The 13,579-nt window shown below is 68.7% G+C and carries 10 protein-coding genes and 2 tRNA genes; 5 read left to right on the top strand and 7 right to left on the bottom strand.

The features are described from left to right. Nucleotides 1-44 precede the first annotated feature (44 nt). On the top strand, nucleotides 45-1,346 hold the full coding sequence (locus IEY61_RS32050) for a hypothetical protein (RefSeq protein WP_373293074.1): 1,302 nt from the start codon (nucleotides 45-47) through the stop codon (nucleotides 1,344-1,346). A gap of 926 nt (nucleotides 1,347-2,272) precedes the next feature. Here IEY61_RS32050 and IEY61_RS01795 read toward each other — a convergent pair. Next, nucleotides 2,273-3,568: a glycosyltransferase family 87 protein gene (locus IEY61_RS01795; RefSeq protein ID WP_189040429.1), complete on the bottom strand. Its 1,296-nt coding sequence runs from the start codon at nucleotides 3,566-3,568 to the stop codon at nucleotides 2,273-2,275. A gap of 67 nt (nucleotides 3,569-3,635) precedes the next feature. On the opposite strand from IEY61_RS01795, the gene orn reads away from it, so the two are divergent. Both orn and IEY61_RS01805 read left to right on the top strand, forming a co-directional pair. Further along, on the top strand, nucleotides 3,636-4,232 hold the full coding sequence (orn, locus tag IEY61_RS01800; RefSeq protein ID WP_189040430.1) for an oligoribonuclease: 597 nt from the start codon (nucleotides 3,636-3,638) through the stop codon (nucleotides 4,230-4,232). 109 nt (nucleotides 4,233-4,341) lie between these two features. Beyond that, nucleotides 4,342-4,417: transfer RNA gene (locus tag IEY61_RS01805), tRNA-His, on the top strand. Nucleotides 4,418-4,613: 196 nt separating this feature from the next. On the opposite strand, the gene IEY61_RS01810 is transcribed toward IEY61_RS01805, so the two are convergent. Together IEY61_RS01810 and IEY61_RS01815 are read right to left on the bottom strand one after the other, a co-directional pair. Then, on the bottom strand, nucleotides 4,614-5,903 hold the full coding sequence (locus tag IEY61_RS01810) for a L,D-transpeptidase (RefSeq protein ID WP_189040431.1): 1,290 nt from the start codon (nucleotides 5,901-5,903) through the stop codon (nucleotides 4,614-4,616). A 123-nt stretch (nucleotides 5,904-6,026) separates the two neighbouring features. After that, nucleotides 6,027-7,307, bottom strand: coding sequence for a L,D-transpeptidase (locus IEY61_RS01815; RefSeq protein ID WP_189040432.1), 1,281 nt, complete (start codon nucleotides 7,305-7,307; stop codon nucleotides 6,027-6,029). Between the two features lie 186 nt (nucleotides 7,308-7,493). Between IEY61_RS01815 and IEY61_RS01820 the strand changes: the two genes are divergently transcribed. Beyond that, nucleotides 7,494-7,569, top strand: a tRNA-Lys gene (locus IEY61_RS01820). 237 nt (nucleotides 7,570-7,806) lie between these two features. Here IEY61_RS01820 and IEY61_RS01825 read toward each other — a convergent pair. Continuing rightward, nucleotides 7,807-8,211 carry a hypothetical protein gene (locus IEY61_RS01825; RefSeq protein ID WP_229705609.1) on the bottom strand — a complete coding sequence of 135 codons (405 nt, stop codon included), beginning with the start codon at nucleotides 8,209-8,211 and terminating at the stop codon, nucleotides 7,807-7,809. 244 nt (nucleotides 8,212-8,455) lie between these two features. Beyond that, on the bottom strand, nucleotides 8,456-9,886 hold the full coding sequence (locus tag IEY61_RS01830; RefSeq protein ID WP_189040433.1) for a hypothetical protein: 1,431 nt from the start codon (nucleotides 9,884-9,886) through the stop codon (nucleotides 8,456-8,458). A 286-nt stretch (nucleotides 9,887-10,172) separates the two neighbouring features. Here IEY61_RS01830 and IEY61_RS01835 point away from each other — a divergent pair, with 286 nt between their 5' ends. Then, nucleotides 10,173-11,030, top strand: coding sequence for a hypothetical protein (locus tag IEY61_RS01835; RefSeq protein WP_229705610.1), 858 nt, complete (start codon nucleotides 10,173-10,175; stop codon nucleotides 11,028-11,030). Between the two features lie 291 nt (nucleotides 11,031-11,321). On the opposite strand, the gene IEY61_RS01840 is transcribed toward IEY61_RS01835, so the two are convergent. Beyond that, complete coding sequence (locus IEY61_RS01840; protein ID WP_189040435.1) at nucleotides 11,322-11,897, bottom strand: flavoprotein; 576 nt, start codon at nucleotides 11,895-11,897, stop codon at nucleotides 11,322-11,324. Beyond that, complete coding sequence (locus IEY61_RS01845) at nucleotides 11,894-13,231, bottom strand: hypothetical protein (RefSeq protein ID WP_189040436.1); 1,338 nt, start codon at nucleotides 13,229-13,231, stop codon at nucleotides 11,894-11,896. Before IEY61_RS01845 ends, IEY61_RS01840 begins: the two co-directional genes overlap by 4 nt. Nucleotides 13,232-13,579: the final 348 nt, after the last annotated feature.

Genomic DNA, 13,579 nt, shown 5'->3' on the forward strand with positions numbered 1-13,579 from the left:
GGTAAGGTCGGCCGGGTATCTGGCTACAGAGGGAGACAGGGCGGATGCGTTTCGTGTGGGCGCTGGTCGGAATGCTGCTGCTGGCCGTCGGCACGACCGCGCTGGTCGCTGCCGCCGCGCTCGGTCTGACGACCGGTCGCACCGCCCCCGACGGGGTGTTCACCGCGCGGATCGAGAGCGTGCGGACGCCGGGACACGCGGTCGTGGTGACCGATCTCGACGCGCTGGTACGCCGGGAGGTGCCGTTCGCCAGCGGCGAATCGGCCCGGTTCCGGCTCGACGCCCGTACGCCCGACGGGCCGGCCTTCGTCGGACTGGCCCCGACCGACGAGGCGCAGCGCTGGTTGGCGGCAGCGCCGCACGCCGTGGTCCAGCGGATGGCGCTGGCCCGGGGGTCGCTGCCGGTCCGGCTGGAGCAGGTCGACCCGGCGGAGGGCATGCCGCCGGCTGTCCCGGCCGCCCCCGCCGCGCAAACATTCTGGGTACGCGCCGGGACCGGCGTGCTGGAGTGGAGCCCCGCCGACCTGGCCGACCGTCGACTGAGCCTGGTGCTGATGCGGCCCGACGGCGGGCCCGACCTGGGCCTGGACCTGCGCGCCGAACTGCGCGCCGGGTGGATCGCCCCGCTCACCTGGGCCTCGCTGACCGGCGGCATACTGCTGGTCACCCTCGCCGCGCTGATCCTGCTGCGCCCGATCCGTCCCCGCGAGATCATCTTCGTGGTCGAGCCGGATCAGGTGCCGGTGCTCGCCGGTCGGCTCGGGGTGAGCTCGCTCAGCGGCCTGGGCGTCCCACCACCGCCCGGCCCGCGCGCGCTCTCGCCCGAACCACCTGCGCCCGCACCCGGCCCGCGCGCGCTCTCGCCGGTTCCGCGCTCGCCCTCGCCCGGCCCGCATCCGCTCTCGCCGGTTCCGCGCTCGCCCTCGCCGGCCCCGCGCTCGCTCTCGGCGGTTCCGCGCTCGCCCTCGCCGGCCCCGCGCTCGCCTTCGCCGGGCCTGCATCCGCTCTCGCCTTCGCCGGTTCCGCGCCCGCCCGCACCCGGCCCGCACCTGCTCTCGCCGGTTCCGCGCCCGCCCGCACCCGGCCCGCACCCGGAGGCCGAGCGGCAACTCGTCTCCGTAGCCACGACCCCGCCCCGCCCCGCCTCCAACAGCACCGAGGTCGCCGCCCCCGCACCACCAGCGGCCGCCCCTACCGCCCCCGCACCACCACCACCACCACCACCACCAGCGGCCGCCGCCCCCATCGCCACGCCCCCGACAGTCGCCCCGGTGCCCCGCCCGGAAACCCTCGCCGACCTCCCTGCCCCCCATCACCCCCTCCGCCCGGCCACCCCACCCCACTGACCCACTTCACGTCACTTGATGCCACCTGATGCCACCGACCGCCACCCCCAAATGCCACCCCACCCCACTTAATGCCACCGACCGCCACCTCCAAATTCCACCCACGCCACCCGGCCCTCCGACCACTTCCGCCGATCTGACCGGCACGCCAGACCGCCTTGCTCCGATATGTCACCCCGTTGCGGTGGATCTTGGACCGAAATGGCCCCTCCGGGGGCCGGAAGTGTCCAAGATTGCCTGATCAGAGCAATGAGCGACCGGCAACGGGCGATGGCGACGAGGCGAGTGCTGGCCCGTGCAATGCGGTCGATGAGCCTGAGGCGCTCTCGTCCGGCATCGACGCGCAGGATGCCGCAACGGGGTCTGCGCACGAGATGTCGTAACTCGTGCTCTGCGCACGAGATGCCGTAACTCGTGGCCTCAGCGGGCCCGGATACCCCGACATGCCGCAGCTCGTGCCGCTCGGCGGACGGGATACTCCGGCATGCCGCAACTCGCGCCCGCCCGATCGGCTCGAACACCCCGACATGCCGTATCTCGCGCCGCGCCAGGGGCAGCATCACCCAGCCTGAACCCCAACCTCGCTGCCACCACCTACTGCCGGACTCCTTAAGGGCAGAAAGTGTCCAAGATTGCCTGCTGGGATGATCTGGCCAGTGCGACGGGCGGCAGTGGACCGCTGCCGGGTCTTTACGCCTGCCCAGCACCCGAAGAGGCGCGATCTTGCACTTTCGGTCGCGACATAAGTTACATCGGTCGCAAATCAGCGACCAAAACTGCATGATCGCGGGGAGCGGGGAGCGGGGAGCGGGGAGCGGGGAGCGGGGAGCGGGGAGCGGGGAGCGGGGAGCGGGTGGGGCGGCCCTCCGTGCTGCCGACACGGAGGGCCGCCATTCACCGGGGGATATCGGTGGGTTGGAGCAAGATTACCGAGGAATGGGTTTCTTGGGAAGAGTGTCCGATTCAGGCGACTCCTGAGTGGGAGCGCCGGCTTCGGCCCGCAGCGGCAGCGCGACCAGCAGTACCACGCAGAGCAGCACGTACGTGTTGCGCAGCAGGAACTCCCATGGGGTGCTGGTGGGCTCCGGGGCGACGCCGAAGTCGTAGAAGGAAACCACGCCGTACACGATGATCGCCGAGGTGCCGACGGCGAGCCCACCCAGCCGACGGCGCCGGCGCGCCCCGGTGGCGGTGCGCGGATCGGCGCTCAGCGTCGCGTCGACCAGGATCACCACCGCCGGAATGAACCAGTAGATGTGGTGGGTCCAGGTGATCGGGCTGATCAGGGCCGCGACCAGGCCGGCCAGGGTGAGGGCGGCGAGCGGGTCGCCGGCCCGGGACGCCCGAACCGCCCGCCACAGCCCGTACCCGGCGACCGCCACGACCAGCGGCAGCCAGATCAACCGGTCCGGCTCCTCGGGCGCGGTGAGCCGGCTCAGCAGCCCGAACAGCGACTGGTTGCCGGTGTAGTCGGTACGGCCGACCCGGTCGGTGGCCCACAACTCGTGTGTCCAGAACCGCCACGAGTCGCCGGGCGCGACCGCCGCGGCGAGCAGAGTCGCCCCGGTGGCGGTCGCTGCGGCGACCACCGCCGCCCGCCACCGCCGGGTCGCCAGCAGGTAGACCACGAAGATGCCCGGGAAGAGCTTGAGCGCCGTCGCCAGACCGATGCCCACGCCGGCCCAGCGGCTGTTCCGGGGTACGGCGAACAGCAGGTCAGCCAGAATCAGCACCACCAGCAGCATGTTGATCTGCCCAAAGGTGATGGTCTCCCGGGTGCTCTCCACCGCCAGCACGAGCAGCACCCCCACCACGAGGGTGAACAGGTGCGGCAGGCCGTGCCGACGGATCACCGGATCGAGCAGCCACTTCGTGGTGACCACCACCCCCAGCAGCGTCAACCCGGTGAAGATCACCACGGTCGCGCCCAGCTTCGGCAGGGCGAACGGCCACAGCAGCAGCGCGCTGAACGGGGGGTAGGTGAAGAACAGCTCACCCTGCACCCGGTCGGGCTGGACGTAGTCGTAGAGCGGGTTGCCGGCTGTCCACCAGTCCATCGCCGACATGTAGATCTTCAGGTCGAAGAAGTTGTGCGTCATCCCGGGCAGGTAGAGCGCCGGCAGCACCGCCGCCATCGCCAGCGCGCCCACCATCCGACGTGCCGTACGGCTACCGGTTTCCTCGACGTCGACGGCGGAGGGTGTGACGGGATCGGCGGGCACGGGAAAGACCCTAGCGGTCGGTGGCCCCGGCGGCGCGCAGCCACGGGGCGTGGGCTGCGCGTAGGCTGTGCCGGTGGCTGATCTTCTCGTCTGGATCGACTGTGAGATGACCGGGCTCGACCTCCGGGGCGACAAACTGATCGAGGTCGCCGCACTGGTCACCGACCCCGACCTCAACGTGCTCGGTGACGGCGTCGACGTGGTGATCCACGCCGACGACGCGGCGCTGGACGCCATGCCGGAGATTGTCCGGACGATGCATGCCAAGTCGGGGTTGACCGACGAGGTACGCCGCTCCACGGTCACCCTGGCGGAGGCCGAGGACCTGGTGCTCGACTACGTCACCCGGCACGTCAAGGATCCGCGTACCGCCCCGCTCTGCGGCAACTCGATCGCCACCGACCGCGGGTTCATCGCCCGGGACATGCCCCGCCTCGACGCCCACCTGCACTACCGCATGATCGACGTCTCCTCGATCAAGGAGCTGTGCCGCCGCTGGTACCCCCGCGTGTACTTCGGCCAGCCGCCGAAGGGTCTGGCGCACCGGGCCCTGGCGGACATCCGGGAAAGCATCCGGGAACTGGAGTACTACCGGCGCGCCATCTTCGTACCGCTGCCCGGTCCCGACGTGGAGAGCGCCAAGGCGATCGCGGCCGAGCTCTGAGCCTCCGCCGGCCTGCTCGGAGCCTGCTTGGCAACCCGGTGGACGCGGCCGGCCATGGTGTGGGTATTATTGCCCCGCACCCGCTAAGGGCGACCGGCGCGGTGGCATGGTGGCTGTAGCTCAGTTGGCAGAGCACCGGGTTGTGGTCCCGGTTGTCGTGGGTTCAATTCCCATCAGTCACCCCAGTTCATCAGGCCCCCTCCTCCCGGAGGGGGCCTGATGCGTCGTATGGGAGCCCGGGTCGGTGCCCGGCCCGGCCGCGCGGGGCTCAGGCATCCGGCTTGCCCGATTTGAGCCTGCGACGATGTCTCTTTGTCTCTTTCTTTGCGCCACGTCCCGTCGTTCCGGCGGCCCCGAGCGGGAGCCGCCGGAACGACGGGCTCAGGCGGTGGTGGCGGTCTCGCTCGCCGAGACGTCGGGACCGGTCACGTCGTCGTCCTCGGTCAGTGCGTCCTCGGCCGGCTCGTACGGCAGGGCGCTGCCCTTGACGTACTCCTCCCAGCTGACGTTCCAGTCGGTCCAGCCGTTGCCGAGCTGCAGCTTGCGCTCGGTGCCCTTCACGACGATCGGGTCGCCGACCCTGGTGTTGTTGAACAACCAGGCGCCGTTGGCCATCGACACGTTCACGCAGCCGTGCGACACGTTGGTGCGGCCCTGCACGCCCTCGGACCAGGGCGCGGCGTGGATGAACTCACCGCCCCAGGTCAGCCGCTGGGCGTAGTCGATCTTCGTCCGGTAGCCGTCCTCGGGGCCCAGTTCGTCGTACGTGTCGAAGACCGTCTTGCGCAGCTTCTCCATCACCACCATCGTGCCGCTGGAGGACGGGGTGCTCTTCTTGCCCAGGCTGACCGGGATCGTCTTGATCGTCTTGCCGTCCCGGGTGACCGTCATCTTCTTGGTCTTGTTGTCCACCGTCATCACCAGCTTCGGGCCGATCTTGATGTCGACGGTCAGGTCGGCCCGGCCGTACCAGCCGTCACCCAACGGCAGGCCGCCCGCCTGCACCCGGTACGACACCTTGCTGCCGGCCTTCCAGAACTCCTTCGGCCGGTAGCGCACCTCGGTGGGGCTGACCCAGTGCCAGATGCCCTCCTGGGCCGGCGTCGAGGTCACCGTCATCCGCCGCTGGAGGTCGGCCCGGTACTTCTCGGGAATCTCCCGGCCGAACCGCACGATCAGTGGCATGGCCACCCCGACGGTCTGGTCGTCGCCGAGGAAGCTGGTGATCCGTACCTGGTTCTTCGGTTGCTTCATCACGGTGAACGCGCTGGTGGCGGTCACCGGGCGGCCGTCATCGCCGGTCGCGGTGACGGTGGCGGTGTACGACCCGCCGTACTCCAACGCCTTTGCCGGCAGCCAGCTTCTGCCGTCCGCAGCGAGGGTGCCCTCGACGGCCTCGCCGGCCGCGTCGGCCAACTCCACCGTGGTCTCCTGGGCCTGCTCTGTGGCGAAGGTGATCGCCGTGGCAGCGGGGACGTTTGTCGCGTCGACGGCCGGCTCGGTGATGCTCACCGACGCCTTCGGGGCCGGCTCCTCGGCCCCGCCATGCCAGCCCGGCCCCTGGTCGCCGCTCTTCCCGCCGGTACAGGCGGAGGTCAGCGCCAACGCCGCGGCGAGCACTGCCGCAGCGAGTACGCCCCGCCGCCGGTTGCGCTGGTCCCGAACTCGCATGGTGTCCTCACAGTCGTGGTCCGCTGCCCGTTCATGTCACAGACGCACCAGAACTCCTACCCGTTGCGGTAGGTGAACTGAAACACGTGCCGCGGATTGTCCGGATGGTGACAGGTCGGGCGGTCACAGGGCGGAATCGGCGCCACCCTCGGGAACCGGCAGCGCGCTGCCCTCGACGAACTCCGCCCAGCTCAGGTCCCACGCCGTCCAGCCGTTACCGGGCGCCAGCTTACGCTCGGTGCCGGTGACGGTGATCGGGTCACCGATCTTGGTGCGCTGGAAGAGCCAACGGGCGTTCGCCATCGACACGTTCACGCAGCCGTGGGAGACGTTCTGCCGCCCCTGCACGCCCTCCGACCAGGGGGCGGCGTGGATGTACTCGCCACCCCAGGTGATCCGCTGGGCGAACTGGATGGGGGTGACGTAGCGGTTCTCCGGATTCGGGTCGTCCATGGTGTCGAAGACGGTGTCCTCCTTCTTCTCCATCACCACGAGCGTGCCGCTGGAGGAGGGAGTCTTCTTCTTGCCCAGGCTCACCGGCAGCGTCTTGATCAGCTTTCCGTTCTCGTACACCCGCATCTGCTTGTCGGAGTTGGTCACCTTCATCTCGAAGGCGGACCCGATCTTGGCGGTGGCCTTGCGGTCGACGTTGCCGTAGCGGCCGTTGCTCAGCGGGACGCCGGCCAGCGCGATGCGTACGGTGAGCTTGGTGCCCGGCTTCCAGTACTCGGGCGCCCGGTAGTAGGCCTGGGTGCCGCTGTCCACCCAGTGCCAGGCGCCCGGCTGCGGCGGATCGGTCTGCACGAACATCCGCTTCTGCACCTTGGCCCGGTCCTTCTTCGGGATGCCAGGGTGGAACTCCGCCACCACCGGCATCGCCACGCCGTACGTCCGGTCGTCGAAGAGGTAGAGCCCCGAGGTGATCACCGAGCTGGGCTTGGCCATCGTGGTGAACGTGCTGGTCCCCTCGCTGACCGTGCCGTCGGGCCGGCTCGCGGTGACCTTCGCGACGTAGGTGGTGGACCATTTCAGCGGGGCCGACGGCACCCAGGAGGAGCCGTCCGTACGCAGCTTGCCCTTGATCTGCTTGCCGCTCTCGGTGGTCAGCATTACCTGCGACACCGTGGCGCCGTCCGGCAGCTTCGTGCCGATCTCCACGCTCACCGGCCGATCCTTCGCGCCGTCGGCCGGGCTCATCTCCAGCGGCGGCCCGCTCGGCGTCCCCGGCTCTTCCGGCGTCCCCGTCCCTTCCGGTGTCTCCGGTGCCGCCGCCCCGGTCGCGCCGGGCGTGGTCCCCTCGACGAACTGGGCGCCCCCGCTCTTTTCACCACAACCCGACAGCGCCAGCGACGCCACCAGACCCAGGGCGCCCACCCACGCCCCGGCCCGCGCGAACCTGCCCATCCCCACCCCTGTCTCACGCACCTGGCGGACATCGTGCCCTATCGTTGCCATCCGGCATCAGCCGGTCCCAAGCCTTATGTGCGCTTTCGCGGCTGTTGCCGCAAAAGCTCGACCGAAGGGGGGACCCGGGTATCGGATTGGAACAGGGTCAACCGGCCGTGCTAGTGTTCTCCCCGTTGTCAGCGAGCGCCGCTAGCTCAACTGGCAGAGCAGCGGACTCTTAATCCGCGGGTTGTAGGTTCGAGTCCTACGCGGCGCACCAATGAGCAAGGCCCTTGACCTGGTAGATCTCCGCCGGTCGGGGCCTTTTTTGCGTACGCGGGCGGCGGGTGGTCGCTCGGCGAGTGCTCGGGAGCGGTTAGACGCTTCGGCGTTGGTGGGACTGCCCCGCTCCTCGCGGATGCGATGGCTTACGTTCTTCCGCCGTACGGGGTCGATGGACCGGTTGGCGTGGCGCCAGTGCAGGTGATGAACTGGACGTTTGGTCCGTACCGGGGCGTCAGGTGAGAGCTTCCGGAGAGCGCCGCCGCCACCACGCGCTGAAAAGGGTTGCTACATGCTCTTTGAGCTCGTCAGTGATGATCTCGTACGTGTCATCCATGAGCGGCCTGACGGCGTGCTTGTAGACCTCCGGGTGGTGTTCGACGTGGTGTTCGACCGAGGGGCAGGTAAAGATGGCCAGCATTCGGGCGGCGCGCAGGGTGTCTGTTCCCAAGAGGGGAAAGTGAGCCTCCAGCAGCCTCGCCAGGGCTGACCACACGTCCACGACGAGGCGGATGACGGCGTTGGCCACCAGCCGGGGCAGCCCCGGATCGAATTGTCGCGACAACGCCTCTGTGATGAATTGCTTGGCGGTATTGGCGAGCAGGTCGAGGGTCTTGTTGATCCGACGAGGTACGAGCACTCACACCGACGTCGTTGCACCCGATCGCGGCATAACCCGGTGTCCATATCCCAAGGGGAACCTCCGTGAGCCTCCTGCGAGGCGTCCTGGCAGTCATGATCAGTCCCGTTGCGCAGTTCGTTCCGCACCTGCCGCCAAGCACGGATGATCTGCGGTAGTTTCGACAACAACTCGCCTACCTGCGTCAGCAGGAGCGTGAGGCAACCAAAGGCGGCAAGGATGATCAGGCTTAGGTTGTCCCAGCTCACGGGGCGCACCAGCCGAGCAGCGCCTGGTCAGAGATCCAGTTGAGGGCGTTTGCCCCCAGTCGGTCGGGTGCTTCGAGCAATGAGGTCTTCACTGCCGCGAGGTCCGCTAGCGCCTCGGGCGCGCCGGCCTGGTCCAGCAGGGCGAGACGTTCCATCGCAGAGGCGACGACGCTGGGCCAACGTGGCATTCCGAAGTGAGTGGGAGCCTTGAACGCGGCCGAAGCGGCTCTATGCAGCAACCCGGCGCGCCAGCCCCGCTCCCGCATCACCTCCATGGTGAACCAGACCCGGTCGTTGACGTGCTGGACAAACTCCGGCACAAAGCCAGACGTCGACCGCAGCGCGAAGCGCGAGCCGCCGGCCCACGGAAGGTCTATGTCCGTGGCGACGGCCACGAACGCGAGTAAGGCTTCGGGTTCGTCGTTCCGCGCGGCCATCAGTGCCGCGCGGGCCCGGCGGTATAGATCGACGCTCTGGGCGAAGATCTCCCCGTCGTTCGGCCCGTCGTTGTCCGTGTGGATCGCGTTAAGCGGCCCCTCGCACCAGGCATCAGCTACCAGGCCGACCGCCGCCGCGCTCACTAGGGCGTCGGTGTCGTCCGCATCGATTCCGAAGTGCGCCAGAACAACGGAAGCCCGCTCCTCGATGTCCGGAAGTCGCGAATGCTTCTGCTCAGCCTCAGTCTTCCCAAAGGGGGCCGCAAGCCGAGGTGACAGGGGATCGTGTTCTGGCTGCTCCACGGTGACGCCGTGCTCCGCCAGATCATCGAAGACGGCGTCCGGCCCGCAGTCGATGTGCGTGGAGTCATGGCGTCCCGAGCAGCCTTCCGGGCATTCGAACTCCTCGCACATCTCGGGCTCCTCGGGGTGCCCCTCGTTGATCAGGTGATAGGTCAGCCGCTCCGCCACCGCCTCCCGCGCCGTGATCATTGCCAGGTCGAGCCGGAATGCCTCGTTCTTCATCTCTGGATCCTCACGATCCACAGAGGCCGGTGGTTCCGGGGCGTCGGGGATCCAGGTGTACGCGGACTCCAGCGAGACGAGTAGCCAGGCGACACGTAACGCCTCCACATCTTCGCCCCGGGCCAGCCCGGCCACGGCCTCAGCGGCCTGCCGCACGCTGGATAGCCGGGCAACATGGCGTTCGCGTACCGACATCCAGTACGCGGAATCCGCCCGGGCGCGCTCGGCGTGGCGGGCCAGCGCGGCGTCGCGGGCCCGTCGAGCCCGGGTGACCAACCGGGTCAGACAAGGTCGGCATCCGAACAGCCCGGACGTCGGTGCCGGCCCGAGCGGTACGGGAGCGAGGTCTTCACCGAACGGCTTGTCGCACAGGCAGCAGTCCAGGCCGCCCGCCTGCCGAGACGTCGGCACGTTGCGAAGCGCGGCGGCGCGGATCGAGTCATGGGCGTAGGCAGGGATGTGCATGCGCGGCAACTCCTCGGACGACGGCGCTCCGTCGGCGCCTTCTCCATGCTCACCTCACCAGTCGGCCGCGAGTCACGGTTTGGCGGGCGGACCGGCTAACTTGACGAATATTGACTCGGCTCTAGCTCACGGCTCCTACTGTGCTGGCGGAAGTTGACACTTGGAACAGAGAGGCAGTCCCTTGGCCACTTCCAGTGACTCATCTCGGCCGGCAGACCGACAGCGAGAGCTGTCAGAGGCGTTGCAGGAACTGCACCGCGCGGCCGGTCGGGTGAGCTGCCGAAAGGTGAGCGCGCTCATCAATGAACGAGAAGACGCGAGGTCAGCCGCGAGCCACGAGACCGTGCGCTCCGCCATCACCGGGAAACGGGTGCCGCGCTGGGAGACTGTCCACGACATCGTCGTGACCCTGGCCGGACTGTGCAGCCCGCCCCGGAACGAGGAGTCCGAGACAGCCAGGTTCCTGCCGCTGTGGCGCGCGATTGGTGAAGGGGAATCCGGCGCTCTGAAGTCGTTCCAGGAACTCGTGAACGGCGGCTGGGGAGGTGAGGACGGCAAGTGGACGCCAGAACTAATCATGGGCATATTGATCAACCCTTTCAGCGCCATCGAGATCCATCCCTCGCTTGCCGCCCCGCACGAGCCACTGATTTCTGAGGAGCAATGGGTCCATGGGATGGCGCGATTCATCGAGGACCATGGGGTCGAAGACGCGCTGCGGATCCTGCTGCACACGCTCAAGGGTGACTACGTCGGGGCGGCAGAGGGCGCACCGTACGGCTACCGCAATCCCGGCCTAGAGGACTTGGAGGCGCACGCGGCCTACCAATACGGCTGCCAGGAAGTGCTGAGGCGTCTTGGCCGCGAGCCGAACCTCCTCGCGCAGTCGATCCGTGCCATGCGTGCCGACGAGTCGATGGACCGGGAAGACCGAGCAAAGATGCTGGAGAACGAGTCGGATCCGAGTCTGATGCGCGAGGTCATGATCGTGACTCCAGACACCTGGGACGAGGTATCGGAGGAGGCACACCACATGGTCTTCGGTTACCTAATTAAAGAGATCAGCCCATTTGGCCCGCTCGGACTTCCCGACGCCGAACGGTTTCGGATCACCTGGCGCATCCCCGAGTCGCCTGCCGTGTAGTCGGTCGTCTCGTCGGAGCACTCACGGCAGAGGCTGGCCCGGGAAAGGCGTGTACAAGTAACGGCTCATCGCCCGCTCAGAGCTGAAATCTGCGAGTTCGGGTCCGAGTCCCTGACGGCGCACCATCGAGCAAGGCCCCGAGCTGGTAGATCTCTGCCGAATGGGGCCTTTACGTACGCCGGTGTGGGGTAGTCACGCTCGGAAGTTGGCGGACAGGTTGGCGCCGGTGGGACGCGGTGCGATGCCTACGGACGCCTGGGTAGGCCCGACCCGGGCCAGGCCTGGTTTCGGTCAGCCGTGGCCGGACGTGGCCGACCGAGCCGCATGGGCAAGTCCGGTTGCTGTCTCGAATGCCGTTGTCCAGGGGAAGGTGCGCTGGCGGTCTTTCCCACTGCCGGGCGGGTGTGGTTCCCATTGGTCTTCGGGGCCGAGTAGGACGCGTACCCCTTCGTCGCGGAGGCTGGCCACGGCACGACGGAAGGGCGAACGGGCGGCGAGGGCGGCGTTGACGAACGGGACGATGACGGTCGGCACCTGCCGTCCGATCAGTTCGGTGACCGAGGTCATGGCGTAGTTGTCGGCGAGGCCGAGGGCGATCTTGTTGATCGAGTTGTATGTCGCTGGTGCGATGACCAGGGCGTCGGCGGCGGGTAGCGAACGGCGGTCGCCGGAGGAGACCCGATAGCTGGACCGCACCGCAGCACCGGTCAGCTCCTCGATCGCAGGCACGTCGATGAAGTCGATGCCGTTGGGTGTGGCGGTGACGGTGGTCGTCCAGGAGTGCTTCTGCGCGGCGCTGATCAGTTGGGTCACGTCGGCGGCGGGCCCGGCGGCGCAGATGACGATCTGCAGGTGGCCGCCGGTCATAGCCGGATCCCGGCCCCTCGTGCGAAGTCGACGACGGCGGTGCGGGCCGGGCCCTTGGCAAGGAGCGCGAGGTCGGTGGCGATGCGTTGGACGGCCGGGCGGCAGCGGACTTCCTCGGGTGCCACCTCGTACGCGGTGCGCAGCGCGGTCAGGCCGTGCTCATAGCGTCCCCACTGGGTGTAGGCGCGGGCGACATCGACGTACAGCGAAGCTCTGCGTTCAGCGATCGTCACCTTGTCCAGCGGTACCGTCCGCGCGATGCCGATAGCTGTGCCGGCATCGCCGAGGATCAGGGCGACGTTGACCCGGTGAAGCAGGACATTGGCGGCACCGAACCCGGTCCAGCGGTCGTTGCCGTCGTAGCCGAGCCGGGCGGCGGCGCGGCTCGCCTCATCGAGCATCGCTTGCGCGGTATCACGGTCATCGCTGCGGGCGGCGGCGACGGCACCTCGGAGGACGAGGGCGCCGTAGACGGCTACCGCGTCAGCCGACGTGAGGCGGGTGTCTTGGTCGAGTACGCCGGCTGCGTTGCCGGCGAGGGTCACTGCCTGCTTGTCGTGGCCGTTGCTCATCAGGGCGTGGGTCATGATCCGAGCACTCGTGGCGACGGCCACTGGGTCCTCACTCGCCGCAGCGGCTCGCGTGCTGCGTTCGGCCGCGACCAGGGCCATCCCTCGGTCGCCGACCTTGAGCAGGACGCTGCCGACGACGTGGTAGAGGTCCGTAGCCAGGACTTCGGCCTGCGTTCTCTGTGCGCCCTGCGCTCCGGCCCTGGCCGGTTCGAGTGCCGGCAGCAGCGTTACGAGCTGGTCGAGAACGCGTTCGTACCGGCAGGCTTGGTAGTCGATCTTCGTGGCGGCCACGGCTCGGGAGAACTGTGGACCGGACAGCGCCACCGCTTTCGTGTGGCATGGCGAGACGAGCGCGTCGAGTAGTGGCGCGACGCTGGGCGTAGCGGCGACGCCGATCGTGGCCCCGCGTAGCAGATCTCTTCGTCGCACGTCACCATCCGAGCCCGAGCCACCTTGTCCGTCACCGCCAGTATCCGTATCCACGCCGGCATCGGGCAGCCTGGTGCCTGCGGTTGCACCGCTGGTGCCCGTCGTCAGCAGGGCCTCGAAGCGTTCCCGGGCGTCGGGTGTGGCTCGGGCCAGCACGGTATCCAGCGCAGCCTGCATGTCGGCGCGAGGGAGGACCTTGTCGCCCTGGCTGCTCCACTTGGCCACGGTCCGTCGGGCCGCGCCCAAGTGCTCGGCGAAGGCGGTCACGCTCATCCGCAGCGCGTTGCGCAGTGTGTTCGCCTCCCGGCCGGTCCAGGTCGTCACCGGAGCCATCGCATGTCCTTCCGAAACGGACAGTCCTCGGCCTGGCGATCGTACCGCCACGTGGGGTGACGGCAGGTGCACCGCCAGTGCACCGGCCGGACATTCCGGCGGCCGGCTCCCCGGGCCAGGCTGAATGTGCCGGTACGCCGCTTCCCCCGAGCGCTCCGGCAGGTCAGCGGCAATCTCACGCCAGGGAGATCCAGATGGATGTGCCGATCGGCGGCAGGTCGGAACGCGACCCGACGCACCGGCAAGTGCTCGCGCCGGGCACTCCGTCGACCGCACGGGTGATTCCCCGTTCGCGTACCGCCAGCAGGGCTGCGTGGACGGGTGACCGGCGGTCAGCTCCCCGCCGCT

Source organism: Micromonospora sonchi (genome assembly GCF_014646235.1).
In the GTDB taxonomy this organism is placed as follows: Bacteria; Actinomycetota; Actinomycetes; order Mycobacteriales; family Micromonosporaceae; genus Micromonospora; species Micromonospora sonchi.